The sequence below is a fragment of the Rhizomicrobium sp. genome, from assembly GCA_037200985.1.
Classification (GTDB): domain Bacteria; phylum Pseudomonadota; class Alphaproteobacteria; order Micropepsales; family Micropepsaceae; genus Rhizomicrobium.
Map to the genome: position 1 here is coordinate 2,597,171 of JBBCGJ010000001.1, position 26,070 is coordinate 2,623,240.

Here is a 26,070-nt window from a genome sequence, read left to right on the forward strand (position 1 = left end):
CCGATTGCCAGCCTGCAAAACGTTAAGAGTTTTGCACCGGCACCGCAATGACAATGCCGAAAGCCGATTAACACAGTCTGATCGAGATCAGCCTACGGCGCCGGCCCCGAAACGGATCATTTGCCGCGGGAGCGGGCAGTTTCCCTGGCGATCGTCACGGTTTCCGCGCCAAAAGCCCCACTGCGGCCGGGGGCAAAGAACACACGGCAGCCATGCAGCGTCGCGCCGCCGCCCAGCGTGCCGTCGCGGAGCCGGTCGAACAGGCGCTCCAGCCGCTCGAACCGCGGGCGATAGGCTTGGCCCGAAACGGCCATCAGGAGTTGCGCCAGGGCGCGCAAGCCCACTTCGCGCGGCGCCGCGGCCAGGCCGGACGCATCGACATCGAGGCCGTCCTCGCATGGGCGGACCACGCGCGCCAGCACCGCGGCGGTGACGGCATCGAGCGCCTCGCGGGCCCGCGACAGATGCGCCGCCGCGGCCGCGATGCGCTGGCGCGACAGCCCCGCCTCCTCCAGTGCCGGAATGAGCTTGCGCAGGCGGACGCGGGCGAAGCGGTCTTCGTCGTTCATCGGATCGTCGAGCCAGGGAAGCTTCTTCGCCGTCAGATGGGCGCGGACCGCATCGCGCTCCAGCGCGAGCAGCGGCCGAACGATGCCGAGTTCGCGAAAGCCCGGCAGGGGAAAGGGCGCGATGGCGCGCATCGCGGCCAGCCCGTCGATGCCGCTGCCGCGCATCAGCCGCAGCAGGAAGGTCTCGGCCTGGTCGTCGCGCGTATGCGCGACATAGAGCGCGGCGATGCCGTTCCGCTTCGCCCAATCGCCCATCAGCCGATAGCGCGCCTCGCGCGCCTTCGCCTCGATATCCGCCGTCGGGCGCGGCCCGGTCCAGCGCAGCGTCTTGGGCTTCAAGCCCGCTTCGCGCGCCCAGCGCATGACCTTGCGGGCGTCGGCACCGGAGTCCGCTCTGAGGTCATGATCCACCGTGACCACGATGGGCGGCGGGCGGCGCTTTTTTTTCGCCCAGCCCGCGAGCAGATGCATCAGCGCAATCGAATCGCCGCCGCCCGAAACGGCCACGGCACCCGGCCAGGGCGCGCCGGCGGCGAGAAGCTCCGCCATCGCGGCGGCGAAACGGTCCTCAAGCCTCGGCGCGGCAGGCGGCGGCTTTGCGCGCGTCGGAGCCTTGGGCGAGGAGGCTCTTGCTGGCCTTGGGGTATTTGGCCGGGAGCGCGGCAAGGGCGGTGCAACCTTCCTTCTTCTGCCCGGCGGCGATCAGCGCCTGGCCGAGCTTGAGCATGCTATCGGGCGCGCGGACCGAGGTGGGATATTTCTTGATCACCTCGGCGAAGGCGCGCGTCGCATTGTCGTAGTCCTTCTGCACATAGGCGATGTCGCCGACCCAATAGACGGCCTGCGGCGTCAGATCGCTCTGCGGATTGGCGTCGGCGAAGGCGCGGAAGGCGGCGCGCGCGTCGTCGTAGCGCGCTTTCGCCAGGAGGTTCATCGCCGACGAGAACTGATCGCGGGCCGCATCGTCGCCCGGACCGGGCCCCGGCGCCGCGGCCGCGCTGCCGGCCGGCAAGGTTCCGAGCACGCCCGGCGGTGGCGCAAGGTGGCTGTCGCCGCGCGGCGCCACGGTCATCGGGGCGGACATCGCCGGGGCCGGCGCGCCGGGTGCCATGCTCAGGGCGGGACCGGCCGCGGGACCCGAGCCCGGGCAGGGAATGGCGTTGGGATCGCCCTGGCCCGTCGCGGTGCCGAGCTGCTGCGCGGCCAGGGCGCAGAGGCGGTATTCGAAATCCTTCTGCTGGCGGTCGATCTTGTCGTTCAGCTCGGTGACGCGGTGCGACAATTCCTCGTTCTGTCCGGTCAGGGTGCGCACGCTGTCTTCCAGGTCGCGCACCTTGTCGCTCAGCGAACGGATCTGGCTGTCCTGGCCGTCCTCGTGCTGCTGGCGCGCCGCCTTCTCCTCGTCGCTTTCGCCGAACAGGTCGGCGACGCGGACATAGCCGGCCGGGCTAGGGGCGGGCGCGGCATAGTGCGGAACCGGCGGCGCGACGTTGGAGGCGCCCACCGTGATCGCCAGAAGCAGCGCGACGACGGAACTCGCGCCGACGATCCCCAGTCTCGATCCGGTCATGGTCGCCTCCTTCTGCGAAGCTCGCCGAACACTTAGCCGAAAATGGGGCTTGGCGGAATTTGTGCCGAATTTACCCTCCCCTTGAGGGAGGGTCGAAATCTGCGAAGCAGATTTCGGGGAGGGGTCGGGCCGCGTGGCTGAACCCCTCCCCGAAAAATTCTTCGCTCCGCTTCGAATTTTTCGACCCTCCCTCGAGGGGAGGGTCAAACGAAAAAGGCGCCCGACGTATCGAGCGCCTCTTCCAATCGGTGGAACTACGCTTACGAGTTCGCGCCGGAGGTCACCGACGTCACGCCGCGGCGGTTCTGCGCCCAGCAATCTTCCGTCGATTCCGAGCAGATCGGATGTTCCTTGCCGTAGGAGATCGTGTCGACCCGCGACGACGAAACGCCGAGGCTGACCAGATATTCCTTCACCGCATTGGCGCGCCGGGCGCCGAGCGCGAGATTGTATTCGCGCGTGCCGCGCTCGTCGCAATCGCCTTCGACCGTGACGCGCACGCTGGGGTATTTCTGCAGCCAGGTCGCCTGGCGCTGCAGCGTCGCCCTGTCGTTGTCCTCGATATTGTACTGGTTGTAGGCGAAGTGGACCGTGTCGCCGACATTGACGCGCAGATCCTCGGCGCTGCCGGGAACGATCGTCGAGGTCGGGGCTGAATTGCTCGGCGCGCTCGCCATCGGCGGCGGCGCGTCATTCGTGGGCTTCGGCGTCGAGCACCCGGCCAACAACAGTGCAACCGACAGCACGGCCAAACCTGCGGAAATCTTCGTCATCGAATTCGGACTCCTCCAAATGTTGGCCAGGACGTCTCGCCATCGTGCGATGGCCGGCCACGGAACTTACGATCTAACGCATTCGTGGCCAAAAAGAGCCAAAAAACGCTAGCGGGGATAAGTTTACGGACGTAACTCCTATTGGATCAAGGGCGACCAGGCCGGATCGGAGGCGTCGCCGGGCGTCGGCACGCGCCTTTCGTTGCGTCCCGAGACGTCGATCGACCAGATTTGCGAGCCGCGCCCGCCCTGGACCGTGCGGCCGAACATGATGACACGGCCGTTCGGCGCCCAGGTCGGACCTTCATCCTCCCAGCCATTTGTGATGATTCGCGCACCCGAGCCGTCGGTTTTCATCACGCCGACATGGAATCCGCCGCTTTGATTGGTAAATGCGATCAGGTCGCCGCGCGGACTCCACACCGGCGTGCCGTTACGGCCCGACGAGAACGAGATGCGGCGCGGGCTCGAACCGTCGGCGTTCATAACATAAATCTGTTGGCTGCCGCCGCGGTCGGATTCGAAGGCAATCTGGGTTCCGTCCGGCGAAAAGGACGGCGAGGTGTCGATGCCCGGATCGGTCGTTAACCGCGTTATCGCCCGAGTTCGCAGATCCATCACATAAATGTCGGAATTGCCGCCGGATTCCAGCGACATGGCGACCTTGTTGCCGTCCGGCGAGAAGCGTGGCGAAAAGGTCATATTCGGGAAATTTCCGAGCATCTCCTGCCGGCCGCTCTCCAGATCGAACAGATAGACCCGCGGCTTGGTGCCGATATACGACATATACGCGATCATCTGCGCCGTCGGATTGAAGCGCGGCGTCAGCACCAGATAGTCGCCGCGGGTGAGGAAGATCGGATTGGCGCCGTCCTGGTCCATCACCGCCAGCCGCTTCTTGCGGGCGAGGGCCGGCCCGGACTCGGAGATGAACACGACGCGGGTGTCGAAATAGCCCTTTTCACCGGTGATGCGCTGGTAGATCGCATCCGCGATGATGTGCGCGATGCGGCGCCAATTGTCGGGGGTGGTGAAATATTGCTGCCCGATCATCTGGCTTTCGCCATAGACGTCCCACAGCCGGAAATCGACGCGCAGTCTGCCGTCGGGCTGGCTCTGCACCTGGCCGGCGACGAGGGCCTGGGCGCTCAGCGCGCGCCAGCTCGCGAATTGCGGCGCGGTGTTGATGTTGGTGATCTTCTCGATGAAGGCCTTGGGGTCCAGCTGACGGAACAGGCCCGAGCGGTCGAGATCGGCGCGGATCACCTTGGCGATGTTCTGGCCCGCGACCGTGTCGCCGGCGGTCGGCGCCGCGAAATCGGGAATGGCGATCGGCATGGGCTGCACGTTCGCCTGGTCGACGGTCACATGCAGTTCGGCGCGCGCGGGCGCGGCCAGAATCGTCAGCGCGAGGCCCAAGGCTGCGGCCAGTCGGATCAGGCGGCTGTCGGTCATTCTTAGGTCTCCCGTCACTGGCTCAATTGGCGCGGATCGAAGTTGATCGTGATGTCGTGCCAGGTGCTGTACTTGTCGGCCGGCAGTTTATAGGGCGCGCAGGTGTAGATCGCACGCCGCGCCGCTTCGGCGGCCGCGCGCATGAACGGATCGGACGCCGCGACCGCCGCCGAGTCTGCCGACAATTGTGGCGGCTGTGCGACGCTGCCGTCGGGATTGAGGAAAAGCTGGAACACCGGGATCAGCCGCTCGGGATGCGGCGCGCCGACCGGCGGGTTCCAGCATTGCGCGATCTGGTTCTTCAAGGCATCGACCAGGTCCATGGTCATCGCGTTCATCGCGCCGATGCCCTTCACCGTGCGGTCGGCGACATGCGCATTGCGCGGCGTCGCGGCCGGCTTGGTGAGCTTGTTGAGCAGATCGGCGAAGTCGTCCGCTTTGGGCTTCGGCGGCGCCGGAGTCGGGGCCGGCGCGGCCGGCACGGGCTTCACCTGCGGCTTGGGCGGCGGCGGCGAAGGCTTGGGGACCGGCGGCGCAGGCGCCGGCTCGGGCGCGGCTTCGGCCACCGGCGGCGGCTCGGGCGTCGGCGTCGGCGGCGGCGGCACCGGTTGCGGCGGCGGCTGCGGTTCTTCCTCCGCCGGCTTGGGCTGCACGCGCTGCACCGTCGGCGCGATGTTCGTCTTGTCGGCGACCGTCACCAGATCGACCGGGATCGGCGGCGGCGATTCGTCGGCGATCTCGAGCTTGTGCTGCCAGCTGAACAGCGTCGCCGCCACGATGGCGGCGTGCAGAAGCAGCGCCACCACGATACCGACGCGCGGTCCGCGCGCGGTGGTCGGGACCCGCCTAGTGGTCTTGAGGGTTAGGCTTTGCGACATCGGTCACCAGCCCAATGTGGGTGAAGCCTGCGGCGGAAAGAAGGCCCATAACTTCCATGATGCGGCCGTAGTCGACCGCCTTGTCGCCGCGCACGAAGATGCGCTGGTCGTAGCCGTTGGCGGCGATGGCCGTGAGCTTTGCGACCAGTTCCTCCTCCGCGATCGGCGTGTTCTGCAGATAGATGCCGCCGTCGCGCTTGACCGTGACCGAGAGCGGCTCGTTGTCCTGGCCGAGCGTCTGGGCGCGGGTCTTGGGCAGGTCGACCGGCACGCCGACGGTGAGCAGCGGCGCCGTCACCATGAAGACGATGAGCAGCACCAGCATCACGTCGACGAAGGGCGTGACGTTGATCTCCGCCATCGCGCGTCGCCGCGCGCCGCGCCTTCCCTGGCTGCGAGACTGGAGCGCGCCCGCCATCAGGGCCGCGCCTTCTCGTCGAGCTGGCGCGACAGGATGGCGGAGAACTCGTCGGCGAAGGCGTCGAGCCGCGTGGAATAGCGGCCGATCTCGTTGATGAAGCGGTTGTAGAAGATGACCGCCGGAATCGCGGCCAGAAGGCCCATGGCGGTGGCGAACAGCGCCTCGGCGATGCCGGGCGCCACCACGGCGAGCGTCGTATTGTGTTGCGCGGCGATCGCGGTGAAGGAATTCATGATGCCCCACACCGTGCCGAACAGGCCGATGAACGGCGCGGTGGAGCCGACCGTGGCGAGGAAGCCGAGCTGGCGCTCCAGCCCGTCGGTCTCGCGCATGATGGTGACGCTCATCGCCTTCTCGATGCGGTCGCGGATGCCGGGCACCAGCGCCTCGCGCGGGGCGCCGCCCTCGAAGGCGCGGCGCCATTCGCGCAGCGCGGAGACGAAAGTCACCGCCAGCGGATGATCGGCCTTGGGCGCGAATTGCTGGTAGAGCTCGTCGAGCGATTGGCCGGACCAGAAGCTTTTCTCGAACTTCGCGGCGCGGCGCTTCAGCGTGCCGAAGGCGAGCCATTTGTTGATGATGATCGTCCACGACCACAGCGAGGCGATCAGAAGGATCACCATCACCGTCTTGACGATGGGATCGGCGCGCAGGAAGACCGAAACCACCGACAGCCCGCCCGGGGTATCGAAACCGGTGCCGCCCGAAGGCGCGATGTCGACATTGGTCGGCGCGGCAAGATCGTGCGTTTCGGCCGGGGCGCCGGTCGGCGCCGCGTCCGGCGCACGCTGCGCGAAAGCGGGCGCCGCGAACATCAGCGTAAGGGCCGCGAGCGCCGCGACGATGGTGCGGTGAAAGCTCATTCCGAATCCTTTTCCTTCCGGGCGCGATCCCGCTTTCATCCTCGCAAATTCGCAGAGGTCATTCAAAGGTGGCCGAATTTGGGCGCCAAAGGTTAAACGCCTGTTTCCAAAAGGTAAGGAAGCAGTTTCTCGCGAACGGTTTGCGGAATGCGACGCGGCTTTCCGCTCAGCGTCATCATACAGGCCTCGACCCTTCCATGCACCAGCAGCGTATCGCCACACATGATCTTCTGATCCGCCCGCATGCGCGCGCCGGTGAGGCCCGAACAGACGCTCCGCACTTCGATCTGATCTTCGAGCCGCGCGGGACGATGGAATTCCAGGCTGGCATGGCGCAGCGTCCAGGCCGTCGGCTGCTCGTCTGCGAGGGCGGCCAGTGCGATGCCGGCGAGGCGGAAGAATTCGGTGCGGCCGCGCTCCATGAAGCGCAGGTAATTGGCGTGATAGACGACGCCGGAGAGGTCGGTGTCCTCGTAATAGACCCGGAGCGGCAGGATGTGGGTCTTGCCCACGAAGCGGCCCAGGCCGGCAGGCCCGTCAGACATCGTCGTCGTCGCTTATCGGCAGCGTCATCTGCTGAGGATCGCGCGGCGGGGCGGGCAAGCCAAGATGCCCATACGCCGCGCTGCTCAGCACCCGGCCGCGCGGCGTCCGCTGCACGAAACCCTGCTGCAGCAGGAAGGGCTCGACCACGTCCTCCAGCGCGTCGCGGGATTCGCCCAGCGCCGCGGCGATGGTCTCGATCCCGACCGGCCCGCCGCCGAAGGCCTCGGCGAGCAGCTTCAGATAGCGGCGGTCGAAGGCGTCCAGACCGCGCTTATCGACTTCCAGGCGATTGAGCGCCGCATCGGCGATCGCGGCATCGACCGTCTTGTGACCCGCCACGGCGGCGACGTCGCGCACGCGCTTGAGCAGGCGGCCGGCGATGCGCGGCGTGCCGCGGGCGCGGCCCGCGATCTCGCGCGCGCCGTCGGAGGTAAGGGAAAGGCCGAGCACCCGGGCGCCGCGTTCGACGATGGCGAAGAGTTCCGCCGCGGAATAGAAATTGAGCCGCACCGGAATGCCGAAGCGGTCGCGCAAGGGCGTGGTGATGAGGCCCGAGCGCGTCGTCGCGCCGACCAGCGTGAAGGGATTGAGCGTGATCTTGACCGAGCGCGCCGACGGCCCCTCGCCGATCACAAGGTCGAGCTCGTAATCCTCCATCGCCGGGTAAAGGATTTCCTCGACCGCCGGCGACAGACGATGGATCTCGTCGATGAAGAGCACGTCGCGCGGCTCCAGATTGGTCAGGATCGCGGCAAGATCGCCGGCCTTCGCCAGCACCGGCCCCGAGGTCGAGCGGAAATTCACCCCGAGCTCGCGCGCCACGATCTGGGCCAGCGTGGTCTTGCCGAGCCCCGGCGGGCCGGAGAACAGGACATGATCCAGCGCCTCGCCGCGATCCTTCGCCGCCTGGATGAAGATCGACAGATTCTCCCGCGCCTGCGCCTGGCCGACGAATTCGGCCAGCCGCTTGGGACGCAGGGAGGATTCGAGCGTGTCTTCCTCGGAACGCTCGGGCGTCACGAGGCGGTCGGTGTCGGGTTTTGGTTTCCCAGCCATCAGGCTTCCCATGGGTTGACGACGGCGAGGCCATTGAACCGGAAATGCCGCACGTGGCGCGTCGCGAAAGTGAAGCCATGCGCCAACGCAGTCGCGGCAAGTTGTGCATCGACCGTCTGCGTCTGGGGATAGAATGCGCGAAGATAACCCCACTGTCTCGCGATAACGTCGTCGAGCACGACAATGCGATTTGCAAAAAGCCGCTCGACATCGCCGATCCAAACGTTGTGCTCGCGCTTCCTGGCGACAGCCTTCGACTTTGCGGCACCGCAATGAAGCTCGCCAAGAGAAATGACGCTGATGAAAAGCGACGTAGGATCCTGAAACTTCAACCAGGCAAGATAGGCCGGAGCGGGCTTCGGCTTCACGCTCTCCGACACGACGCAGGTATCGAGCAGGATCATCAGAACACTTTGCGCATTTTTTCGCGCCGGCGCGGCGGCAATTTGAAATCCGGGTCCTTGGGCGCGGAAAGTATCCAGTCGACCAGCGTCTTGGGTTTCGGCTTGCCGGAACGCTTCTCCTTGATGAGCCGAACCTCGAATTTCGGCTTGCCGCGATAGGTGATGATCTGCGGCGTGGTCTCAGCCTCGCGGAGGAATTCCGAAAAGCGCGCCTTGGCGTCCTGCACCGGCCATCCCTTGTCCATGTCCACCTCCTGACTAGTCTGACTAGTCAGATAGTAACTCACCGTCCCATTGCCCGCAAACTCTCGCGGATCAGCGCGTCCACCGGCGCGGCCGGTCCCAGATCGTTCGCGGCGCGCGCCACGGATTCGGCCGCCACGCCCTGGCTGTAGCCGAGCTTCACCAGCGCGGCGACGGCGTCGGCCTCCGGTCCGCGCGGCGCGATGGCGATGGCGGCCGCGCCGTCCTCGCCGTGGCCGCGCAGCATCATCGCGGGCGCCTTGTCCTTCAGCTCGGTCACGATGCGCAGCGCAAGCTTCGGTCCCACGCCCTGCGCCTTGCCGATCATCGACTTGTCCGACAGCGCCAGCGCGCGTTCGAGTTCGCGCGAGGACAGCGCCGAGAGCACGTTCAGCGCCACACGGGCGCCGACATTCTGCACGGTCTGGAGCAGCCGGAACCATTCGCGCTCCTCCGCGGAATGAAATCCGTAGAGACGGATCGCGTCGTCCGACACCTTGGTCTCGATCATCAGCGACGCATGCGCCCCGGCCGACAGCTTCGCCAGCGTCGAGGACGGGCACTGCACCAGATAGCCGACGCCGCCGACATCGAGGATGCAGTGATCCTCCGCGACGCTGTCGACGAGGCCGGTCAGCTTGCCGATCATGCGAGCGCCACCAGCATCCGCGCCCTTGTGCCGGCGAGATGGGCATGCGCGATGGCGCAGGCGAGCGCATCGGCGGCGTCCGCCTGCTCGACGCGGCAGGTGGGCAGCAGCCGCCGCACCATCGCCTGCACCTGCTCCTTCTGCGCATGGCCGACCCCGACCACGGATTTCTTGATGTGGTTGGGGGCGTATTCGGCGATCTCCAGCCCCGCCTGCGCGGCGGCGAGCAGCGCGACGGCGCGGGCATGGCCTATCTTGAGCGCGGCGGAGGGATCCTTGGCGACGAAGGCCTGCTCCACGGCGATGGCCGTCGGCCGCTGCGCCGCGATGATTTCGCCGAGCGCGCCGTGCAGGGCCAGGAGGCGCCGGGCAAGGCCCTCGGCCGTACGGGTGACGATCACGCCATGCGCGACATGGTCGAGGCGCGAGCCCGTCACCGCGATCACGCCCCATCCCATCCGGGCAAGGCCGGGATCGAGTCCGAGAATGCGAATCGGGACGGTCATCGCGACTTTGTACCCTTTCTGTTCGGTTGTTTCCTAGTGCGAGCCCCGGCAACAATCGCGGCGTCGGGGGAAATTCGCATGCGCCATCTCATCCTTGCCGCGATCGCGTTCCTGGCGCTGGCCGCGCCGGCCGCCGCGCTGTCGATCCGCGATTGCGCCGACGATCAGGCGACCGCGAGCGCCTGGAACATCGCCGAGCCGTGGGAAAAGAACACCAAGGTGTTCTCCAATGGCAATGTGCGGGTGGCGCTGATCGATACCGGCGGCGAGCCGGTCTGCTGTTCGATGCATCTTCTGGTCCTGAGCCCCAATACCGACGAACAGGCCGAGGACCGTTCTTGCCATCTGATCAACGATCACGAAGGCCTGGGCTTCGTCGGCATCGACTTCGCCCGCCTCTCCGCGAGCTACGACCCGAAGAAGGGATTGCTGATCAGCTTTCCCTATGCGCTCTACAACGACGAAGGCGGACCGCAGAAACAGGGCCTCGCCAAGCTTCGCATCAACAGCGCGAACGGAACCGTGACGGCGGAGCGGTAGCGCTCAGAACAGCGCGTTGAACGCCTGCACGGCGGCGGCGGGTCCTTGCGCGTGGTCCCACACGCCGCTCGACACGGCTAGGAAATCGGCGCCGGCCTCGACAAGCGGGGCCGCGTTGCCGACCGTGATGCCGCCGATGGCGACGCAAGGCACCACCATCATCTCGGCCCACCAGCGCAGGGTCTCGATCTCGGCGCGGGCCTTCGCCTCCTTGGTCGCGGTCGGGAAGAAGGCGCCGAAGGCGACATAATCCGCGCCGGCCTCCGCCGCCTCCATCGCCAGATGGCGGGAGTCGTGGCAGGTCACGCCGACGATGGCGGTCTTGCCCACGATGAGGCGCGCCTCGGCATAGCCGGCGTCCTCCTGGCCGACATGCACGCCGTCGCAGCCCAGCGCGCGCGCGAGGTCGGGCCGGTCGTTGAGGATGAACGCCACGTCGCGCTTTTGCGCGATCGGCATGAGGATTTCGGCGGCGCGCCGGATCTCGTCGTCGGAAACGGCCTTCAGCCGCAATTGCAGCGACGCGACGTCGCCGGCATCCAGCGTGCGCTTCAAGGTCTCGGCGAAAGCCTTCGCCTCCAGCTTGGGCGGCGTGATGAGATAGAGCCGGCAGCGTTCGCTCATGAGCGAATGTCGAACAAAATGTATGCGAGAAACTTATTCCGTTCTTGGTCGCCAGCCGAGTTCAAATCCGCCATGGCTTTGCTTGCATCATCAATGCATTGCTGCGCCAGCGCCTTGGTCAGTCTATAGTCGGGATCGTAGTCGGACTGGTGTCGCAGTTCTTGGAGCTGGACAAAGGTATTTGCGAAGTCACGCAGCTCTTGGCCAAAGGCTTGTGCTTCGAAGAATATCTTTTCTTTGTTAGGCAGTGGTTTCTGACCCAATTTCTTGCACCGATCCTTCGTCTTGCCATGGTCCAGGGATCGGTAAAACAGCACTCGGGACTTCCAGACTCCCGCCGACACGAACGTCTCGGCAATCGTTCCGCAGGGCACGTGAAAGACCGCGTAATAGGCCGTCGATACCGCGCGCCGTAGAACGACCTGCCGAGGAGCGCCTACGCCTCGGGCATTGACCAGAGTCTGAGCAAGCTCGATTAGGTGGTCGGCATCGAGCATCTAGGCTTGGCTCGACAGTTCTTTCTCGTCTTTTTCTGTCAAGAACGAAAAATAGGGAAAGCGGTCGTCCCCTTCCATGGCCAACCACGTGCGCAGGTCGTCGACAAGCCGATGTCGTTCATATCGCATTTCGTCCTTGGCGGGACCGTTTCGAAACACGATTCTCACGTCGATGCTGGGCTGTCCGTCCGAGTCCGCCCCTTCCACGACCTCGATGTGCGAAAGCCGGGACTTCCGAAATCTCGTTTCCAGAAGTCTCATCACTTCAGCTTTGGTATTTTCGGCCGTGACCACGTTGCAACACCAATAACGACCACCAAAGCTTAGCAGAACTTGGCTTCAATTTCACGCCGCCTTCTTCTCCTCGGCCGGCGACCATTTGCCGAGCGCGGCGAGGCTGTTCATCCGGGCGCGGTGCAGGAAGGCGGCCTGGGCGGCCGCGACATTCTCCTTCTTGCCCGACCACGCCTTCTGCGGCGCCGCCTGCAGCGCGCGTCCGTAGGAGAAGGTCAGGTGCCAGGGCAGCTTGTGCCGCGCGTTCATCGCGGAGAGATGCGCCGTCGCGTCCTCGTCCGACTGGCCGCCGGAGAGAAAGGCGACGCCAGGCACGGCGGTCGGCACGCAGCGCTTGAGCACTTCGACCGTGCGGTCCGCGACCTCGTCCACGCTCGCCTGCCTGGCGCATTTCATGCCCGGCACGACCATGTTCGGCTTCAGCACGATGCCTTCGAGCGCGACATTGGCGTAGTAGAGCTGCTGGAAGACCTCCTTCAGCACCCACTCGGTCACCGCCGCGCAGGTGTCGATATCGTTGTCGTAGTCCATCAGGACTTCCGGCTCCACGATGGGAACGATGCCGTTCTCCTGCGCCAGCGCCGCGTAGCGCGCGAGCGCATGCGCGTTGGCGGCGACGGAATTGTAGGTCACTTTCGCCGGATTGTAGGTCGCGCGCCATTTGGCGAAGCGGGCGCCGAGCTTGTGGTATTCGACGAAGCGCTCGCGCAGTCCGTCGAGACCCTCGGTGATCGTCTGCTCGGGATCGAGCGCCATCGGCTTGGCGCCGGCATCGACCTTGATGCCCGGCACCGCGCCAGACTTCTCGATCAACTCCACCAGCGGCGTGCCGTCGCCGTCGGCGGATTTCTGGCGGATCGTCTCGTCGAACAGGATGACGCCGCCGATATAATTCTTCATCGCGGCGTCGGTGCGGAACAGGAGCTCGCGATAGTCGCGGCGGTTCTCCTCGACATTGGCGACGCCGATCTTGTCGAAACGCTTCTTGATGGTGGACGTGCTCTCGTCCGCCGCCAGGATGCCCTTGCCGCCGGCCGTCATCTTCAAGGCGATCGCGTTCAAATCCGCGAGATTCATGTCAGATCCCCCAAGGCGCGCCTCGCGCGTCGTTCAGCCATTGCTCAGGGCCGCCACGCCGGGCAGCTCCCGTCCTTCGAGCCATTCTAGGAATGCGCCGCCCGCTGTCGAGACATAGGTGAAGTCGTCTGCCGCCCCTGCGGCATTCAGCGCCGCCACCGTGTCGCCGCCGCCCGCGACCGAGAGCAGGTCGCCGGCCTTGGTCGCGTCCGCCACCATCCGCGCCGCGGCCACGGTTCCGACATCGAACGGCCTGGTCTCGAAGGCGCCGAGCGGGCCGTTCCACACCAGCGTGCGGGTTCCCGCCAGACGCTGGCGGAAGGCTTCGAGGCTTTTGGCGCCGACGTCCAGGATCATCTCGGTTTTGCCGACATGGCGGATGTCGACGGTGCGGTGCGGCGCATTCATTTTGAATTCATGGGCGACGACGACATCGACCGGCAGCATCAGCGCGCAGCCGCTGTCGCCCGCGAGGTGCACGACGCGCAGCGCGGTCTCGATATGGTCGCGCTCGACCAGCGATTTGCCGACCTCGAAGCCCTCGGCGGCGAGGAAGGTGTTGGCCATCGCCCCGCCGATCACCAGCGTCTCGACGCGCTGCACGAGGTTTTCCAGCAGCGCGATCTTGGTCGACACCTTGGCACCGCCGATCACCGCCATCACCGGCCGCTCGGGATCGCTGAGCGCCTTGTCCAGATGCTTGAGCTCCTGCTCCATCGAGCGGCCGGCGGCATGCGGCAGCAGATGCGCCAGCGCCTCCGTCGTCGCATGCGCCCGATGGGCGGCGGAGAAGGCGTCGTTGACGTAGATATCGCCGAGGCTCGCGATCTGTCTGGCGAAATCGAGGTCGTTCTTCTCTTCGCCGGCGTGGAAGCGCGTGTTTTCGAGCAGCAGCACGTCGCCGTCTTTCAGCTTCGCCACGGTGGCCTTCGCGGCGTCGCCGATGCAGTCGTCGGCGAAGGCGACCGGCTTGCCGAGCGCTCGCGACAGCGGCCCCGCGACGGGCTTCAACGACATCGCCGGCACGACCTCGCCCTTCGGCCGGTCGAAATGGGAGAGCACGATGACGCGCGCGCCCTTCTCCGCGAGTTCGCGGATCGTCGGCGCCTGCCGCTCGATGCGCGAGGCATCGGTGACATGGCCGTCCTTCATCGGCACGTTCAGGTCGGCGCGGACGAGCACCCGCTTGCCGCGGACATCGAGGTCGTCGAGGGTCTTGAACGCCGGCATTTTCCACCCTTCATGCGGCTGTCATTCCCGCGCAAGCGGGATTCCAGGGCCGCGAGTCTGGATGCCCGCCTTCGCGGGCATGACAATCCGATCTAGATCAGCTTCCCCATCACCACCGCGATGTCGGCCATGCGGTTGGAGAAGCCCCATTCGTTGTCGTACCAGGCCAGGACGCCGGCGAGATTGCCGCCGATCACCTTGGTCTCTGGCAGCGCCACAGAGGCCGACGCCGGATTGTGGTTGAAATCGCTAGAGACCAGCGGCGCCTCGACGATGTCGAGGATGCCCTTGAGCGATCCGGCGGCCGCGGCCTTCATCGCTGCGTTGATTTCCTCCACCGTGGTGTCGCGCTTGGCGACGATCTTGAGATCGACCAGCGAGACGTTGGGCGTGGGCACGCGCACGGAAATGCCGTCGAGCTTGCCCTTGAGCTCCGGCAGCACCAGGCCGATCGCCTTGGCGGCGCCGGTCGAGGTCGGGATCTGCGACAGCGCGGCGGCGCGGGCGCGATAAAGATCCTTGTGCAGCGTGTCCAGCGTCGGCTGGTCGCCGGTGTAGGAATGGATCGTTGTCATGAAACCCTTCTCGATCCCGATCGTGTCGTTCAGGACCTTGGCCACGGGCGCCAGGCAGTTCGTCGTGCACGAGCCGTTCGAGACGACGATGTGATCCTTGGTCAGCTTCTCATGGTTGACGCCATAGACCACCGTCAGGTCGACACCGTCGGCAGGGGCGGAGACCAGCACCCGCTTGGCGCCCGCCTTCAGATGCGCCGACGCCTTGTCCTTGGAGGTGAACAGGCCGGTGCACTCCAGCGCGATGTCGACGTCCAGCGCCTTGTGCGGCAGCTCCGCCGGGTCGCGCACCGCGGTGACCTTCACCTTGTGACCGGCCGCGACGATGTAATCGCCGTCGACCGTCACATTGGCGGGAAAGCGCCCATGCACCGAGTCGTAGCGCAGCAGATGCGCGTTGGTCTCGACGGGCCCGAGATCGTTGGCCGCGACGACCTCGATGTCGCGCCGCCCGCTCTCGACGATGGCGCGGAACACAAGGCGCCCGATGCGGCCGAAGCCGTTGATTGCGACGCGGATAGCCATGCTCTTTTCTCCCAACAGACATCTGCCGCCCCAACCCCGGGGAGGTCGATCAGTGCTTCGCCTTCAGCGCCTCTTTCGCGGCATCCGCCACGGCTTCAGGCGTCAGGCCGAAATGCTTGTACACGTCTTTATACGGCCCGCTTGCGCCAAAACCATGCATTCCGACAAAGCGGCCATGCGGCCCGATATAGCGGTCCCAGCCTTCGCGCACCCCGGCCTCGACGGCGATCCGGACCGTATGCTTGCCGAGAACGGCGTCGCGCTCCGTTTCGGGCTGCTGCTCGAACAGGCTCCAGCTCGGCAGCGACACGACGCGGGCCGCGATCCCATCCTTGCCCAACAAGTCCCGCGCCTGCATCGCCAGGCCCACTTCGGAGCCCGTCGCGAGCAGGGTCACCTTGGCGCCCTCGGCCGCGGCGATCTCGTAACCGCCCTTCGCGGTCAGGTTCTGTCCCACCGTGTCGGCGGTGCGAAGCGTCGGAACGTCCTGGCGGGAGAACACCAGGAGACTGGGGCCGGTTGTGTGATTCAGCGCAATGTCCCAGGCCTCGACCGTTTCCACCGCATCGGCGGGGCGGATGACGGTGAGGTTCGGGATCGCGCGCAGCGCCGCCAGATGCTCGACCGGCTGGTGCGTCGGCCCATCCTCGCCCACGCCGATGGAATCGTGGGTCATCACGAAGACCACGCGGATGCCCATCAGCGCCGCGAGCCGGATCGACGGGCGGCAATAATCGGAGAACACCAGGAAGGTGCCGCCATACGGGATGATGCCGCCATGCAGCGCCATGCCGTTCATCGCCGCCGCCATGCCGTGCTCGCGGATGCCGTAATGGATATAGCGGCCGTCGAAATGGTCCGGCTTGATCTCGGTGATGTTCTTGGTCTTGGTGTTGTTGGACGGCGTCAGGTCGGCCGAGCCGCCGACCGTCGTCGTCAGCGTGCCGTTGACGACTTCGAGCACCTTCTCCGAGGTGCGCCGCGTGCCGGCATTGGGCTTCTCCGCCGCCAGCTTCGCCTTCAATTCGCCCAGCGCCTTGCCGAGTTCCGCCGGGATCGCGCCGCTCATCGTCGCGTCGAAATCCTTCGCCTTGTCGGATTTCGCCTTGCGCCCGTTCCAGGCCTCGCGCGCGGCCGCGCTGCGCGTGCCGATCTTGCGCCACGCCTCGAGCACGCCGTCTTCCAGCGCGAAGGCGTCCCCCGGCAGGCCGAGCGCCTTCTTGGCGCCCGCGATCTCTTCGGCGCCCGGCGCGTCGGAATGGGCCTTCTGCGTGCCGGCGCGGGTGGGAAAGCCGAAGCCGATGACCGTCTTGCAGGCGATCAGGACCGGTTGCTCGCTTTCCTGCGCGTCGTGGAGCGCGCGATAGACTTCCTGCGCCGAATGGCCGTCGCAGACCGTCGTCCGCCACCCCGCCGCCTCGAAGCGCTCGATCATGTTGCCGGTCTCGGACAGCGACAGCGCCCCGTCGATCGTGATGTTGTTGTTGTCCCAGAGGACGACGAGGTTCTTGAGCTTCAGATGGCCCGCGAGATGGATCGCCTCATGGCTGATGCCTTCCATCAGATCGCCGTCGCTGGCGATGACATAGGTCTTGTGGTTGACGAGGTCGTCGCCGAAGCGGGCGTTCAGGATGCGCTCGGCCAGCGCCATGCCGACCGCATTGGCGATGCCCTGCCCCAAGGGACCGGTCGTGGTCTCGATGCCGGGGATGTGGCCGTGCTCGGGATGGCCGGCGCAAGGGCTGTCGACCTGGCGGAAGCGCTTGATGGCGTCGAGGCTGATGCCCGGATAGCCCGTCAGCCAGAGCAGGGAATAAAGCAGCATCGAGCCGTGGCCGGCGGAGAGCACGAAACGGTCGCGGTCCGGCCAGGCCGGATCGGCCGGGTCGTATTTCAAAAAGCGGGAAAAGAGGACGGTAGCCGCATCGGCCATGCCCATGGGAAGGCCCGGATGGCCGGATTTCGCCTGTTCCACCGCGTCCATGGCGAGGCCGCGGATGGCGTTGGCGAGGCGCCTGATTTCGGCCTGCTCCGGCGGAGCCTTGTCCTGATCCATGTAAACTTCTCCGCAACGGGACTTGGCCTTAGCGAGCGCCCTCGGTCCCCGTCAAGGGCGCGCAACGACGCCTGTGAACCGGCGCCTTCCGACAATTTCCGACAGGCACAATCGCTCCCGTGGAACCTGCGGCTTTTGTGCGTTGCCGCACGGCACCCACAAGCCTAAGGTCCGCTCGGCTTGTACAGATGACTCGCGAAGAGGAGGAGCGCGCATGACGAGGCTCGAAACCGCTCGGCAGCGCTTCGATGCGGCGCTCGGCGCCCTGGAAGACAAGGCGGCGCACATCCCCGCCCTCAGGGCCTCCGCTGCCGATCTGCGCGCCAAGGTCGCCGAACTCGGCGAGGAGCGCGAAAGGCTGCTTGCGCGCATTGCCGAGCTCGAAGAAGAAAACCGCGCCCTGGCCGGCATCACCGAGGACGTCGAAGACCGTCTCGACGGCGCGATCGGCGAAATCCGAAGCGCCCTCGGCCGCTGAAGGAGACGCCGATGCCGCTCGTCAATGTCATGGTCAATGCCCGTGCCTACACCATCGCCTGCGACGACGGCGAGGAGGATCATCTGCGCGAGCTCGCGGGCCATGTCGACGCGAAGGTGAAGGAGCTGCTCGCCAGCGTCGGACAGGTGGGCGAGACGCGCCTGCTGCTGATGGCGGCGCTGCTGATCGCCGACGAGCACCACGAAACGGCATCGCAGCTGCATCTGCGCACCGAGGAACTCGCGGGCTTGCGCGACACGCATGACGATGTGAGCGGCAGGCTCGATCGGGCCGAAGCCGCCGCCGCCGACGCGTTCGAGGCGGCCGGCAAGCGCATGGAAGAGCTTTCGGCAAAACTCGGCGTGGCGTAGCGCAGACAGGCCGCTCGGACCGCCGCCGTTTCATTCTCCCCACCGCTGACCTATATAGGAGGCGGACGGACACTGCCCCGCGCGTCAGGTTAGCGATGCCCAGGGGCCTTAATGGTACTCACCGGGAGCTGTCCCTGGCCAGGATCGTGGTCTTGGTCATATGGCGCCCACCTGCACTTGCAGGCCCGTGAGGATCCAAACACCAACGGCGATGGCGGTTCCGTCCGCTATCTCTCGCAGCTTCCCGCGCCTCTACCCTCCCCTTGAGGGGTTCCCACGCTGGCGCTAGGAACCCCTCAAGGGGAGGGTAGGATAGAGTTGATGTCCAAACCCGACCTCCGCGCCGCCGCCCGCCGCCATCGCACCACGCTGACGCGCGCCGACTTCACGGAGACCATCGCGCGCTTCGCCGGCGATATCGCCGTCGCGCCCGGCGCCGTCGTCGCCGGCTATTTTCCGTTCCGCGACGAGGCCGATCCGCGCGCGCTGATGGCGGCGCTGGCCGCGAAGGGCCATCGGCTCGCCCTGCCCTCGGTCGAACCCGGCCGGCCGCTCACCTTCCGCGCCTGGAAAATGGGCGATGCGATGCATGCCTCGGCCTTCGGTATTCCCGAGCCGCTGCCGAGCGCGCCCGAGGCCGTTCCCGACCTCGTCCTCGTGCCGCTGCTGGCCTTCGACACAACCGGCCACAGACTCGGCTATGGCGGCGGCTTCTACGACAGGACGCTGGCCGCGCTGAAGGACGTCACCGCCATCGGCGTCGCCTATGCCGGACAGGAAGTGGCTGCCCTGCCGCGCGAGGCGCACGACCATCCGCTCGACGCCGTGATCACTGAAAACGGCCTGCGCCGCTTTCACCGGACATAGGGCGCCGGCGGCGCGGGCGCAAAAAGTTTCGCCACATGCATGTAGTGGAAACATTACACGGCATGTTGTCTGTGCTAAGCTTCCCCTGGGGGATCGAGACAACCGACAGAGTTGAGCGGGCTCCCATGGCGTAGTTGGGGGGTGACCATGCGTTTTATCGGAGCAGTCTTTGCGGCCGTCCTGGTTCTTTTCACCGCCGCGCCGGCCGCGGCGCAGACCTTTCCGCCGCAGGGCGAGTTCTACCGCGATTTCGAGTCCAACTTCTTCACCCGCTGCGACGGCGGCTTCATGGTCGGCATCCATGCGCGCACCGGCGCGTGGTTCAATTCGATCGGCGCGCTCTGCGCGACCTACGATCCGGCCTCGCATCAATTGGTGCCCAGCGCGCCCGCCCAGATCATGGGCTTCAACGGCGGCGGCGTGGTCCAGGAAAAGCGTTGCCCGCCGGGCCAGGCGATCGAATACATCGCCTTCTCCGAATTCGAGCAGAAGGACACGACGCTCGGCGTGCCGGGCGATCCGTTCACCATGCTCGACGAGATCGTGTTCCGCTGCCGCGGGATCGTCACCCAGGCGGAATCGGTAAACGATCCGGTCATCGGCATGACCAGCGACGATCCGCTGGAAATCGCCGACATGAACACGACCAAGCCCTATCCGTCGGGGCCGGCCGTCAATCCCGGCTTCACCCACAAGGAGCGCTGCGTCGACGGCAGGCTCGCGCAAGGCCTGTCGGTCGGGGTGCCCGGCGCGTTCGAGCAGGCGCCGCGTTTCCAGATCGACGGCGTGCACGGCATCGGCCTGCAATGCGTCGTGCAGCCCCCCGTGCCGCCGCCCTTCGGCGGCGGTTCGCCGCCGCCGCCGCCGCCGCCTCCGCCCCAGCCGATCGACACCGCCGGCGGCGCCTCCTTCCCGCTCGGCCGCCAGGGCGGCGGCCGGCAGATCGACATCGTCTGCCCGACGGGCAAGGCGATGATCGGCCTCTACGGTTCGGGCAAGGCGGGCAACCTGGACCGCCTCGACGTGCAATGCGCGGTCTATGCGGGGCGCACCTGGTCGGGCCTGCCGCAGCAGGGCGGCACGCTCGGCAGCGGCGCGTTCCCGTCCGGTAGGATGCTCAAATGTACGCCGCCCTATGCGGTCACGGCGCTGGACGGCGATGTCTCGTCCTATGGCGGCATCGCGCGGCTGCGCCTGCGCTGCGGGTCGCAGGCCACGGACTATATGGGCCGCGGCGCGCCGAACAATCTCGAGAACTGGACGCACGGCACCATCACCTGCGGGCCGAACAATGTCGCGACGGGAATCTATGGCTGGCTCGATGCGTCGGGCGCGGTGCAGAGCTTCGGCCTGCACTGCCTGCCGGCGAACGCGTTCTCCGGCGGTCCGTCCGGCGGCGGTGGCATGGGCAGTGCGAGCGGCGGCGGTGCGGGCGGCACGCCATCCGGCGGCAGCAGCACGGCCTCGCTCAACGATTTCGCGGGCACCTGGCACGTCATGGTGAACAGCGGCTACAGCTACACGATGACCCTGTTCGTTTCCGGCGGCGCGATCCGCGGCACCTATGACGTCGGCCGCGCCAACGGGCAGGTGAACAACGGCTTGCTGAGCGCCGGCACGCTGACGATGGACCTGTCGCAGACCTCCGTCATCGTCGGCTCCGGCAAGGGGACGTTCAAATTCGTCGATCCCGTGACCTTGAAGGGGACCTGGTCGATCGGCCCGTTCAGCGGAACCTGGACGGCGACGCGCTGATAGGCGCCCTTCGCCTTCGGCCGCTCCTTTGTGATAAGGAGCGGCCATGCGCATCCTGTTCATCGGCGACATCATCGGAAAACCCGGCCGCGACGTCGTGGCGGCGGAGCTGCCGCGGCTCCGCCAATCGCTCGGGCTCGACCTCGTGATCGCGAACGGCGAGAACGCGGCGGGCGGCTTCGGCCTGACCCAGGCCATCGCGCGCGAGTTCTTCGCCACCGGCATCGACGTGATCTCTACCGGCAATCACTGGGCCGACCAGAAGGAGATCCTGTCCTTCATCGGCGACGAGGATCGCATCCTGCGCCCGCTGAACTACCCGAAGGGCACGCCGGGGCGCGGCGCCAATCTCTACCAGACGGCCAAGGGCGAACGCGTGCTGGTGATCAACGCGATGGGCCGGGTGTTCATGGATGCGCTGGACGATCCCTTCGCCGCCGTCGAGGCCGAGCTCTCCGCCTGCCCGCTCGGCGAGGCGGCGGACGCCATCGTCGTCGACATGCACGCCGAGGCGACGTCGGAGAAGATGGCGATGGGCCAGTTCTGCGACGGCCGCGCCAGTCTGGTCGTCGGCAGCCACAGCCATATCCCGACGGCGGACGCGCAGATCTTTCCCGGCGGCACCGCCTACCAGACCGATGCCGGCGCCTGCGCCGATTACGACAGCGTGATCGGCATGGAGAAATACCAGCCGGTGCAGCGCTTCGTGACCAAGATGTCGAGCGGCCGCTTCACGCCCGCGACCGGCCCCGCGACCTTGTGCGCGGTGTTCGCGGAGACGAACGCCAGGGGCCTCGCGACGCGCATCGAACCCGTGCGCCTCGGCGGACGGCTGAAGCCGGCGCTGCCGACAGGCTGACCGCCGCGCCGGATTGTGCTAAAATGCCGCCATGTCGATGACCCTCGAAAAGGCCCTGGATATCTTGCGCGCCAATCAGGCGATGCTGCGCGCCCGCGGCGTCAGGCATGCCGCCATTTTCGGCTCGGTCGCGCGCGGCGACGCGCGGGAGGACAGCGACGTGGACGTCCTGGTCGATCTCGAGCGCGAGAGGCCATCGGGGATATACGAATACGTCCGGCTTCAAACCGACATTGCGGCCTTGATCGGTCGCAGGATCGATCTCGTCGAACGCAAGGCCGTCAAACCGCATATGCAGAGCGCGTTGAAAGACGCCGTGGATGCCTTCTGATTCCGAACGTCGCCGTCTCGAACATATCTGTCAGAACATCGCTTACATTCGCGAGTTCATTGCGGGACGTTCCTTCGACGCGTTCGCCGCCGATCGCCTGACCTTTTACGCGGTCATGCGCGCCCTCGCGATTATTTCGGAAGCCTCCCGTCATCTCGGCGCCGACATCCAGGCCCGCCATAGGCATATCGACTGGATCGCGGTGAGGGACGCCGGAAATGTCTATCGACACGGCTATGACGTCATTACCGAAGAGCGCGTGTGGGACACGGTGACCAAGCATTTGCCGATCTTGGAGCAGGCCGCGGTGAGCGAATTATCAGGCTGATCCGCGTCCGCCGGGCTTTCGGCATTATCCGCACTGTCGTCACGGTTGAAAGACATCTGGCATCGCACGATCTTTTGCCCGACAGCCATCCGCAAAGGAATCCACACATGGAATACCGTCAATTGGGGCGTTCCGGTTTCAACGTCCCCGTTCTCAGCTTCGGCACCGGCACGTTCGGCGGCAAGGGAGAGCTGTTCAAGGCCTGGGGCGGCCTGGACGATAAGGAGGCCACGCGCCTCGTCGACATCTGCCTCGACCACGGCCTGACCATGTTCGACTCGGCCGACATCTATTCCGCCGGCGAATCCGAGAAAGTCCTGGGCGCCGCGATCAAGGGCCGCCGCGACAAGGTCCTGATCTCCACCAAGGCGACGTTCCGCGCCGGCGAGGGCGCCAACGATCTGGGCTCCTCGCGCTTCCACCTGACCCGCGCCGTCGAGGGTTCTCTGAAGCGGCTCGGCACCGATCATATCGATCTCTTCCAGTTGCACGGCTACGACGCCAAGACGCCGCCCGAGGAAGTGCTCTCGACGCTCGACACGCTGATCCGCGCCGGCAAGATCGGCTATATCGGCGTCTCCAATTTCTCCGGCTGGCATCTGATGAAGGCGCTGGCGACGGCCGACAAATACGGCCTGCCGCGCTATGTCGCGAACCAGACCTATTACTCGCTGATCGGCCGCGACTATGAGTGGGAGCTTCTGCCGCTCGGCCTCGACCAGGGCCTGGGCGCGGTGGTGTGGTCGCCGCTCGGCTGGGGCCGTCTCACCGGCAAGATCCGCCGCGGCCAGCCGCTGCCCGAGACCAGCCGCCTGCACAAGACCGCCGAGATGGGCCCGCCGGTGCCCGACGAGCATCTCTACAAGGTGGTCGACGCGCTGGACGTGGTGGCGAAGGAGGTCGGCAAGACCGTGCCGCAGGTCGCGCTCAACTGGCTGCTGCAGCGCCCGACCGTGTCGACCGTGGTGATCGGCGCACGCAACGAGCAGCAGCTCAAGGACAATCTCGGCGCCATCGGCTGGAACCTGACGCCCGAGCAGGTGAAGGTGCTGGATCACGCGAGCGCGGTGACGCCGCCCTATCCCTATTGGCACCAGAAGCAGTTCAAGGAGCGCAACCCCTTCCCGACGCGGGTGTGATGCTGCCGTCCCTCTTCGTCTCCCATGGCGCGCCGACGCTGCCCTTCGATGCGGTGCCGGCGCGCGAATTCCTTTTGGGCCTCGGCGCGTCGCTGCCGCGCCCCAAGGGCATCGTGATCGCGACGGCGCATTGGGAGACGGAGGCACCCGAGGTGAACCGCGCCGCGGTCAACGGCACGATCCACGACTTCTACGGTTTCCCCGAAGCGCTCTATCGCCTCGCCTATCCCGCGCCCGGCGACGCGGCACTCAGCGACCGGGTGGCCGCGCTGCTCGGTGCCGAAATCGAGGACGGCCGGGGCCTGGATCACGGCGCCTGGGTGCCGCTTCTGCTGATGTATCCCGCGCACGATATCCCCGTGGTGCAGATCGCGGTGCAGCCGCATCTGGGCGTGGCGCACCACATCGCGCTCGGCCGCGCCCTGGCGCCGCTGCGCGACGAGGGCGTGCTGGTGATCGGCTCGGGCAGCTTCGTGCACAATCTGCGCCTGCTCGACCGGCGCGGCGTGGACGCGCCGGAGCCCGAATGGTCGAAACTGTTCGCGGCTTGGATGGACGACGCGCTGCGGGCGCGCGACGACGCGGCGCTGATCGACTATCGCGGCCGGGCGCCCTATGCCGTGCAGGCGCATCCGGAGGAGGAGCATCTGCTGCCGCTGTTCGTCGCCTATGGCGCGGGCGGCAAGGCGGAATGCATCCATGCCAGCGCGACCTTCGGCCCGCTGCGCATGGATGCCTATTCCTTCGCTTAAGCCGCCTGCGCCAGCGTCGCGGCGCCGGCATCGACGCCGTCCAGCGTCACCGCTACGGCGTGGACGACGCTGGCGATGCGGACCGCGGCCTGGATCGCCTCGGTGGTCGCACCGTGCTCCCGCAGGACCTTCTCATGGCTGTCGATGCACATGCCGCAGCCATTGATCGCCGACACCGCCAGCGACCACAGCTCGAAATCGGCCTTCTCGACGCCGGGCTTGGCCATCGCGTTCATCCGCAGCCTTGCCGGCATGGTCTTGTAGTCCGGCGCGGAGGCGAGATGCGTGAAGCGGTAATAGATGTTGTTCATCGCCATGATCGCGGCCGAGGCCTGCGCCGCGGCCAGCGCCTCGGGCGAGAGCTTCGGCCCGAATTCGGCGAGGACCGCCGCAGTCGTTTCGGCGTTGCGCGCAGCCAGCGCCGAGACGATGAAGGTGCCGGCCTTCTGCTGTTCCGTGAGCACGCTCTCCGCCGCCAGCGACGACAGGTTGAGCTTCAGGTCCTTGGCGTAGTCGGGAAGACGCGACTTCAGATGTTCGAGGGACATGGGATTTCCTTTGCGGTGTCTACCGCGTTAAAGGCCCGCCTCCCCCGCGCATGCGAAGCACGCCGGCGGGGTGCCCGTAGCACCGTCAGGCGCGAAGGGCGGAGGGGGCCAAGTTAAGCTGCTTTCAGCACCTCATCGCCCTTCTGCCAGTTGCAGGGGCAGAGCTCGTCGGTCTGCAGCGCGTCGAGGACGCGCAGGACCTCCTGCGGATTGCGGCCGACATCCAGATCGGTGACGTAGACGAAGCGGATGATGCCTTCCGGATCGACGATGAAGGTCGCGCGCTGCGCGACACCGGCCTTCTGGTCGATGATCCCGAGCGCGCCGGTCAGCTCGCGCTTGACGTCGGCCAGCATCGGGAACGGCAGCGACTTCAGGTCGGCATGGTTCTGCCGCCAGGCAAGATGCACGAACTCGCTGTCGATCGACGCGCCATAGACCACCGCGTCGCGATCGTTGAACTCGCCGTTCAGCTTGCCGAAGGCGGCGATCTCGGTCGGACACACGAACGTGAAGTCCTTGGGCCAGAAGAACACGACCTTCCATTTGCCGGCGTCGCTCGCCTGCGTGAAGTCTGCGAAGGCAGTCTTCGGGTCGGTGGAAACGACGCCGGTCAAGGCAAAGTCCGGGAATTTATCGCCGATACGCAGCATGAAAGGCTCCTCAAAAGCTCGGGTTTCGTTGCGATTGATACTTAGAACTATTCTAATATTTGTCAAGCGCGTCGTCCTGCGACGTGCTGCCGGAAGGTGCGTCGAATGGTTCGGCTGACACGAGAAACAGAATCTTCGCGCGCGCCGTTCTGCAAGCGACCAACCCAAAGGAGTGTGTCATGTCGTTTTTCTCCCCTTCGTTTTTCACCCGTTCGCTTCTCTTCGGAGCGGCATCGCTCGCCTTGCTCGCCGCCGTGCCGGCGCGCGCGCAGGAAGCGGGCAGCACCAGCTATGTCGAAGACAGCAGCGGCATACCGGAACGCGTCGTCGTCACCATGGTGCCCAACAAGCGCAGCGCGATCGGCGCCCCGATCGAACTTCGCTCGATCTCGCGCGCGGTGCGCTTCGACGATCTCGATCTCACGACGCATGCCGGCCGGCGCGAGCTGCGCATGCGCGTGCGCGAGACGGCGCGGAATCTGTGCGACGATCCCAACCTCTACTTCACGCTGCGGACGGCGGGCAGCCCGCCCTGCTATCGCACGGCCGTCGCCAACGCGATGATGCAGGTCAAGGCGGCGATCACGAAAGCCGACCACGGTTGAATGCGAAAATGGCCGCCGGTGGGGAGCCGGTGG

33 protein-coding genes and 1 other RNA gene are annotated in these 26,070 nt (G+C 66.4%); 12 read left to right on the forward strand and 22 right to left on the reverse strand.

Annotated elements, in window-relative coordinates:
- Window positions 1–116: 116 nt before the first annotated feature.
- The 13 genes from tilS to ruvC all read right to left on the reverse strand — a co-directional run bounded on the left by tilS (window position 117) and on the right by ruvC (window position 9,933).
- A complete protein-coding gene (gene tilS, locus WDN01_12730) occupies window positions 117–1,118 on the reverse strand; it encodes a tRNA lysidine(34) synthetase TilS (protein ID MEJ0026884.1) in 1,002 nt (333 codons plus the stop codon).
- Window positions 1,119–1,137: 19 nt separating this feature from the next.
- The gene (ybgF, locus tag WDN01_12735) at window positions 1,138–2,139 is read right to left on the reverse strand and encodes a tol-pal system protein YbgF (protein ID MEJ0026885.1); all 1,002 of its coding nucleotides are present in this window, start codon (window positions 2,137–2,139) and stop codon (window positions 1,138–1,140) included.
- Between the two features lie 260 nt (window positions 2,140–2,399).
- Window positions 2,400–2,912, reverse strand: coding sequence for a peptidoglycan-associated lipoprotein Pal (pal, locus tag WDN01_12740; GenBank protein MEJ0026886.1), 513 nt, complete (start codon window positions 2,910–2,912; stop codon window positions 2,400–2,402).
- A 138-nt stretch (window positions 2,913–3,050) separates the two neighbouring features.
- The gene (gene tolB / locus WDN01_12745; GenBank protein MEJ0026887.1) at window positions 3,051–4,367 is read right to left on the reverse strand and encodes a Tol-Pal system beta propeller repeat protein TolB; all 1,317 of its coding nucleotides are present in this window, start codon (window positions 4,365–4,367) and stop codon (window positions 3,051–3,053) included.
- A gap of 14 nt (window positions 4,368–4,381) precedes the next feature.
- A complete protein-coding gene (locus WDN01_12750) occupies window positions 4,382–5,245 on the reverse strand; it encodes a hypothetical protein (GenBank protein ID MEJ0026888.1) in 864 nt (287 codons plus the stop codon).
- Complete coding sequence (tolR, locus tag WDN01_12755; protein MEJ0026889.1) at window positions 5,214–5,663, reverse strand: protein TolR; 450 nt, start codon at window positions 5,661–5,663, stop codon at window positions 5,214–5,216. The genes WDN01_12750 and tolR overlap by 32 nt, the downstream gene beginning before the upstream one ends.
- A complete protein-coding gene (tolQ, locus tag WDN01_12760) occupies window positions 5,663–6,529 on the reverse strand; it encodes a protein TolQ (protein MEJ0026890.1) in 867 nt (288 codons plus the stop codon). The genes tolR and tolQ overlap by 1 nt, the downstream gene beginning before the upstream one ends.
- Window positions 6,530–6,621: 92 nt before the next feature.
- Window positions 6,622–7,074 carry a YbgC/FadM family acyl-CoA thioesterase gene (locus WDN01_12765; protein ID MEJ0026891.1) on the reverse strand — a complete coding sequence of 151 codons (453 nt, stop codon included), beginning with the start codon at window positions 7,072–7,074 and terminating at the stop codon, window positions 6,622–6,624.
- Entirely contained in the window at window positions 7,067–8,131 is a 1,065-nt protein-coding gene (ruvB, locus tag WDN01_12770) for a Holliday junction branch migration DNA helicase RuvB (GenBank protein MEJ0026892.1), read from the reverse strand. Before ruvB ends, WDN01_12765 begins: the two co-directional genes overlap by 8 nt.
- Window positions 8,131–8,535 carry a type II toxin-antitoxin system VapC family toxin gene (locus WDN01_12775; protein ID MEJ0026893.1) on the reverse strand — a complete coding sequence of 135 codons (405 nt, stop codon included), beginning with the start codon at window positions 8,533–8,535 and terminating at the stop codon, window positions 8,131–8,133. Before WDN01_12775 ends, ruvB begins: the two co-directional genes overlap by 1 nt.
- Window positions 8,535–8,780: a type II toxin-antitoxin system Phd/YefM family antitoxin gene (locus WDN01_12780; GenBank protein ID MEJ0026894.1), complete on the reverse strand. Its 246-nt coding sequence runs from the start codon at window positions 8,778–8,780 to the stop codon at window positions 8,535–8,537. The genes WDN01_12775 and WDN01_12780 overlap by 1 nt, the downstream gene beginning before the upstream one ends.
- A 38-nt stretch (window positions 8,781–8,818) precedes the next feature.
- Window positions 8,819–9,427, reverse strand: coding sequence for a Holliday junction branch migration protein RuvA (gene ruvA, locus WDN01_12785; protein ID MEJ0026895.1), 609 nt, complete (start codon window positions 9,425–9,427; stop codon window positions 8,819–8,821).
- Window positions 9,424–9,933: a crossover junction endodeoxyribonuclease RuvC gene (ruvC, locus tag WDN01_12790; protein ID MEJ0026896.1), complete on the reverse strand. Its 510-nt coding sequence runs from the start codon at window positions 9,931–9,933 to the stop codon at window positions 9,424–9,426. The genes ruvA and ruvC overlap by 4 nt, the downstream gene beginning before the upstream one ends.
- Before the next feature lie 78 nt (window positions 9,934–10,011).
- On the opposite strand from ruvC, the gene WDN01_12795 reads away from it, so the two are divergent.
- Window positions 10,012–10,473, forward strand: coding sequence for a hypothetical protein (locus WDN01_12795; protein ID MEJ0026897.1), 462 nt, complete (start codon window positions 10,012–10,014; stop codon window positions 10,471–10,473).
- Between the two features lie 3 nt (window positions 10,474–10,476).
- Here WDN01_12795 and thiE read toward each other — a convergent pair whose 3' ends face one another.
- The 7 genes from thiE to tkt form a co-directional block, all read right to left on the reverse strand.
- Window positions 10,477–11,097 (reverse strand): thiamine phosphate synthase, encoded by a 621-nt coding sequence (gene thiE / locus WDN01_12800; protein MEJ0026898.1) that lies wholly within the window; start codon window positions 11,095–11,097, stop codon window positions 10,477–10,479.
- Window positions 11,094–11,594, reverse strand: a complete 501-nt coding sequence (locus WDN01_12805; protein MEJ0026899.1) for a hypothetical protein — start codon at window positions 11,592–11,594, stop codon at window positions 11,094–11,096. Before WDN01_12805 ends, thiE begins: the two co-directional genes overlap by 4 nt.
- Complete coding sequence (locus tag WDN01_12810; GenBank protein ID MEJ0026900.1) at window positions 11,595–11,888, reverse strand: hypothetical protein; 294 nt, start codon at window positions 11,886–11,888, stop codon at window positions 11,595–11,597.
- A gap of 51 nt (window positions 11,889–11,939) precedes the next feature.
- Entirely contained in the window at window positions 11,940–12,965 is a 1,026-nt protein-coding gene (locus WDN01_12815; GenBank protein MEJ0026901.1) for a class I fructose-bisphosphate aldolase, read from the reverse strand.
- A 33-nt stretch (window positions 12,966–12,998) separates the two neighbouring features.
- Complete coding sequence (locus WDN01_12820; GenBank protein MEJ0026902.1) at window positions 12,999–14,195, reverse strand: phosphoglycerate kinase; 1,197 nt, start codon at window positions 14,193–14,195, stop codon at window positions 12,999–13,001.
- A 92-nt stretch (window positions 14,196–14,287) separates the two neighbouring features.
- Window positions 14,288–15,295, reverse strand: a complete 1,008-nt coding sequence (gene gap / locus WDN01_12825; protein MEJ0026903.1) for a type I glyceraldehyde-3-phosphate dehydrogenase — start codon at window positions 15,293–15,295, stop codon at window positions 14,288–14,290.
- A gap of 49 nt (window positions 15,296–15,344) precedes the next feature.
- Window positions 15,345–17,351 (reverse strand): transketolase, encoded by a 2,007-nt coding sequence (gene tkt / locus WDN01_12830; GenBank protein MEJ0026904.1) that lies wholly within the window; start codon window positions 17,349–17,351, stop codon window positions 15,345–15,347.
- Between the two features lie 214 nt (window positions 17,352–17,565).
- Between tkt and WDN01_12835 the strand changes: the two genes are divergently transcribed.
- From WDN01_12835 to WDN01_12880, 10 genes are all read left to right on the forward strand, one after another.
- On the forward strand, window positions 17,566–17,829 hold the full coding sequence (locus tag WDN01_12835; GenBank protein ID MEJ0026905.1) for a DUF4164 family protein: 264 nt from the start codon (window positions 17,566–17,568) through the stop codon (window positions 17,827–17,829).
- An 11-nt stretch (window positions 17,830–17,840) separates the two neighbouring features.
- A complete protein-coding gene (zapA, locus tag WDN01_12840; protein ID MEJ0026906.1) occupies window positions 17,841–18,200 on the forward strand; it encodes a cell division protein ZapA in 360 nt (119 codons plus the stop codon).
- 66 nt (window positions 18,201–18,266) lie between these two features.
- Window positions 18,267–18,424: non-coding RNA, 6S RNA (ssrS, locus tag WDN01_12845), on the forward strand.
- Window positions 18,425–18,521: 97 nt separating this feature from the next.
- Entirely contained in the window at window positions 18,522–19,067 is a 546-nt protein-coding gene (locus WDN01_12850; protein ID MEJ0026907.1) for a 5-formyltetrahydrofolate cyclo-ligase, read from the forward strand.
- A gap of 147 nt (window positions 19,068–19,214) precedes the next feature.
- Complete coding sequence (locus tag WDN01_12855; GenBank protein MEJ0026908.1) at window positions 19,215–20,822, forward strand: hypothetical protein; 1,608 nt, start codon at window positions 19,215–19,217, stop codon at window positions 20,820–20,822.
- 46 nt (window positions 20,823–20,868) lie between these two features.
- Window positions 20,869–21,681 (forward strand): TIGR00282 family metallophosphoesterase, encoded by an 813-nt coding sequence (locus tag WDN01_12860; protein ID MEJ0026909.1) that lies wholly within the window; start codon window positions 20,869–20,871, stop codon window positions 21,679–21,681.
- A gap of 31 nt (window positions 21,682–21,712) precedes the next feature.
- Window positions 21,713–22,012: a nucleotidyltransferase domain-containing protein gene (locus WDN01_12865; protein ID MEJ0026910.1), complete on the forward strand. Its 300-nt coding sequence runs from the start codon at window positions 21,713–21,715 to the stop codon at window positions 22,010–22,012.
- Window positions 22,002–22,340, forward strand: a complete 339-nt coding sequence (locus tag WDN01_12870; protein MEJ0026911.1) for a HepT-like ribonuclease domain-containing protein — start codon at window positions 22,002–22,004, stop codon at window positions 22,338–22,340. The genes WDN01_12865 and WDN01_12870 overlap by 11 nt, the downstream gene beginning before the upstream one ends.
- 107 nt (window positions 22,341–22,447) lie before the next feature.
- Window positions 22,448–23,479 (forward strand): aldo/keto reductase, encoded by a 1,032-nt coding sequence (locus WDN01_12875; GenBank protein MEJ0026912.1) that lies wholly within the window; start codon window positions 22,448–22,450, stop codon window positions 23,477–23,479.
- Window positions 23,479–24,231, forward strand: coding sequence for a class III extradiol ring-cleavage dioxygenase (locus tag WDN01_12880; protein ID MEJ0026913.1), 753 nt, complete (start codon window positions 23,479–23,481; stop codon window positions 24,229–24,231). The genes WDN01_12875 and WDN01_12880 overlap by 1 nt, the downstream gene beginning before the upstream one ends.
- Here WDN01_12880 and WDN01_12885 read toward each other — a convergent pair.
- Both WDN01_12885 and WDN01_12890 read right to left on the reverse strand, forming a co-directional pair.
- On the reverse strand, window positions 24,228–24,779 hold the full coding sequence (locus WDN01_12885) for a carboxymuconolactone decarboxylase family protein (protein MEJ0026914.1): 552 nt from the start codon (window positions 24,777–24,779) through the stop codon (window positions 24,228–24,230). The two genes, WDN01_12880 and WDN01_12885, sit on opposite strands and share 4 nt — an antisense overlap.
- A 113-nt stretch (window positions 24,780–24,892) precedes the next feature.
- Complete coding sequence (locus WDN01_12890; GenBank protein MEJ0026915.1) at window positions 24,893–25,432, reverse strand: peroxiredoxin; 540 nt, start codon at window positions 25,430–25,432, stop codon at window positions 24,893–24,895.
- Window positions 25,433–25,611: 179 nt separating this feature from the next.
- Here WDN01_12890 and WDN01_12895 point away from each other — a divergent pair, with 179 nt between their 5' ends.
- Window positions 25,612–26,037, forward strand: a complete 426-nt coding sequence (locus WDN01_12895; protein ID MEJ0026916.1) for a UrcA family protein — start codon at window positions 25,612–25,614, stop codon at window positions 26,035–26,037.
- Window positions 26,038–26,070: the final 33 nt, after the last annotated feature.

Coding starts and splice junctions, on each gene's coding strand:
- tilS (MEJ0026884.1), bottom strand. CDS start 1,118: ATGGCGGAGCTTCTCGCCGCCGGCGCGCCCTGGCCGGGTGCCGTGGCC.
- ybgF (MEJ0026885.1), bottom strand. CDS start 2,139: ATGACCGGATCGAGACTGGGGATCGTCGGCGCGAGTTCCGTCGTCGCG.
- pal (MEJ0026886.1), bottom strand. CDS start 2,912: ATGACGAAGATTTCCGCAGGTTTGGCCGTGCTGTCGGTTGCACTGTTG.
- tolB (MEJ0026887.1), bottom strand. CDS start 4,367: ATGACCGACAGCCGCCTGATCCGACTGGCCGCAGCCTTGGGCCTCGCG.
- WDN01_12750 (MEJ0026888.1), bottom strand. CDS start 5,245: ATGTCGCAAAGCCTAACCCTCAAGACCACTAGGCGGGTCCCGACCACC.
- tolR (MEJ0026889.1), bottom strand. CDS start 5,663: ATGGCGGGCGCGCTCCAGTCTCGCAGCCAGGGAAGGCGCGGCGCGCGG.
- tolQ (MEJ0026890.1), bottom strand. CDS start 6,529: ATGAGCTTTCACCGCACCATCGTCGCGGCGCTCGCGGCCCTTACGCTG.
- WDN01_12765 (MEJ0026891.1), bottom strand. CDS start 7,074: ATGTCTGACGGGCCTGCCGGCCTGGGCCGCTTCGTGGGCAAGACCCAC.
- ruvB (MEJ0026892.1), bottom strand. CDS start 8,131: ATGGCTGGGAAACCAAAACCCGACACCGACCGCCTCGTGACGCCCGAG.
- WDN01_12775 (MEJ0026893.1), bottom strand. CDS start 8,535: ATGATCCTGCTCGATACCTGCGTCGTGTCGGAGAGCGTGAAGCCGAAG.
- WDN01_12780 (MEJ0026894.1), bottom strand. CDS start 8,780: ATGGACAAGGGATGGCCGGTGCAGGACGCCAAGGCGCGCTTTTCGGAA.
- ruvA (MEJ0026895.1), bottom strand. CDS start 9,427: ATGATCGGCAAGCTGACCGGCCTCGTCGACAGCGTCGCGGAGGATCAC.
- ruvC (MEJ0026896.1), bottom strand. CDS start 9,933: ATGACCGTCCCGATTCGCATTCTCGGACTCGATCCCGGCCTTGCCCGG.
- WDN01_12795 (MEJ0026897.1), top strand. CDS start 10,012: ATGCGCCATCTCATCCTTGCCGCGATCGCGTTCCTGGCGCTGGCCGCG.
- thiE (MEJ0026898.1), bottom strand. CDS start 11,097: ATGAGCGAACGCTGCCGGCTCTATCTCATCACGCCGCCCAAGCTGGAG.
- WDN01_12805 (MEJ0026899.1), bottom strand. CDS start 11,594: ATGCTCGATGCCGACCACCTAATCGAGCTTGCTCAGACTCTGGTCAAT.
- WDN01_12815 (MEJ0026901.1), bottom strand. CDS start 12,965: ATGAATCTCGCGGATTTGAACGCGATCGCCTTGAAGATGACGGCCGGC.
- WDN01_12820 (MEJ0026902.1), bottom strand. CDS start 14,195: ATGCCGGCGTTCAAGACCCTCGACGACCTCGATGTCCGCGGCAAGCGG.
- gap (MEJ0026903.1), bottom strand. CDS start 15,295: ATGGCTATCCGCGTCGCAATCAACGGCTTCGGCCGCATCGGGCGCCTT.
- tkt (MEJ0026904.1), bottom strand. CDS start 17,351: ATGGATCAGGACAAGGCTCCGCCGGAGCAGGCCGAAATCAGGCGCCTC.
- WDN01_12835 (MEJ0026905.1), top strand. CDS start 17,566: ATGACGAGGCTCGAAACCGCTCGGCAGCGCTTCGATGCGGCGCTCGGC.
- zapA (MEJ0026906.1), top strand. CDS start 17,841: ATGCCGCTCGTCAATGTCATGGTCAATGCCCGTGCCTACACCATCGCC.
- WDN01_12850 (MEJ0026907.1), top strand. CDS start 18,522: ATGTCCAAACCCGACCTCCGCGCCGCCGCCCGCCGCCATCGCACCACG.
- WDN01_12855 (MEJ0026908.1), top strand. CDS start 19,215: ATGCGTTTTATCGGAGCAGTCTTTGCGGCCGTCCTGGTTCTTTTCACC.
- WDN01_12860 (MEJ0026909.1), top strand. CDS start 20,869: ATGCGCATCCTGTTCATCGGCGACATCATCGGAAAACCCGGCCGCGAC.
- WDN01_12865 (MEJ0026910.1), top strand. CDS start 21,713: ATGTCGATGACCCTCGAAAAGGCCCTGGATATCTTGCGCGCCAATCAG.
- WDN01_12870 (MEJ0026911.1), top strand. CDS start 22,002: ATGCCTTCTGATTCCGAACGTCGCCGTCTCGAACATATCTGTCAGAAC.
- WDN01_12875 (MEJ0026912.1), top strand. CDS start 22,448: ATGGAATACCGTCAATTGGGGCGTTCCGGTTTCAACGTCCCCGTTCTC.
- WDN01_12880 (MEJ0026913.1), top strand. CDS start 23,479: ATGCTGCCGTCCCTCTTCGTCTCCCATGGCGCGCCGACGCTGCCCTTC.
- WDN01_12885 (MEJ0026914.1), bottom strand. CDS start 24,779: ATGTCCCTCGAACATCTGAAGTCGCGTCTTCCCGACTACGCCAAGGAC.
- WDN01_12890 (MEJ0026915.1), bottom strand. CDS start 25,432: ATGCTGCGTATCGGCGATAAATTCCCGGACTTTGCCTTGACCGGCGTC.
- WDN01_12895 (MEJ0026916.1), top strand. CDS start 25,612: ATGTCGTTTTTCTCCCCTTCGTTTTTCACCCGTTCGCTTCTCTTCGGA.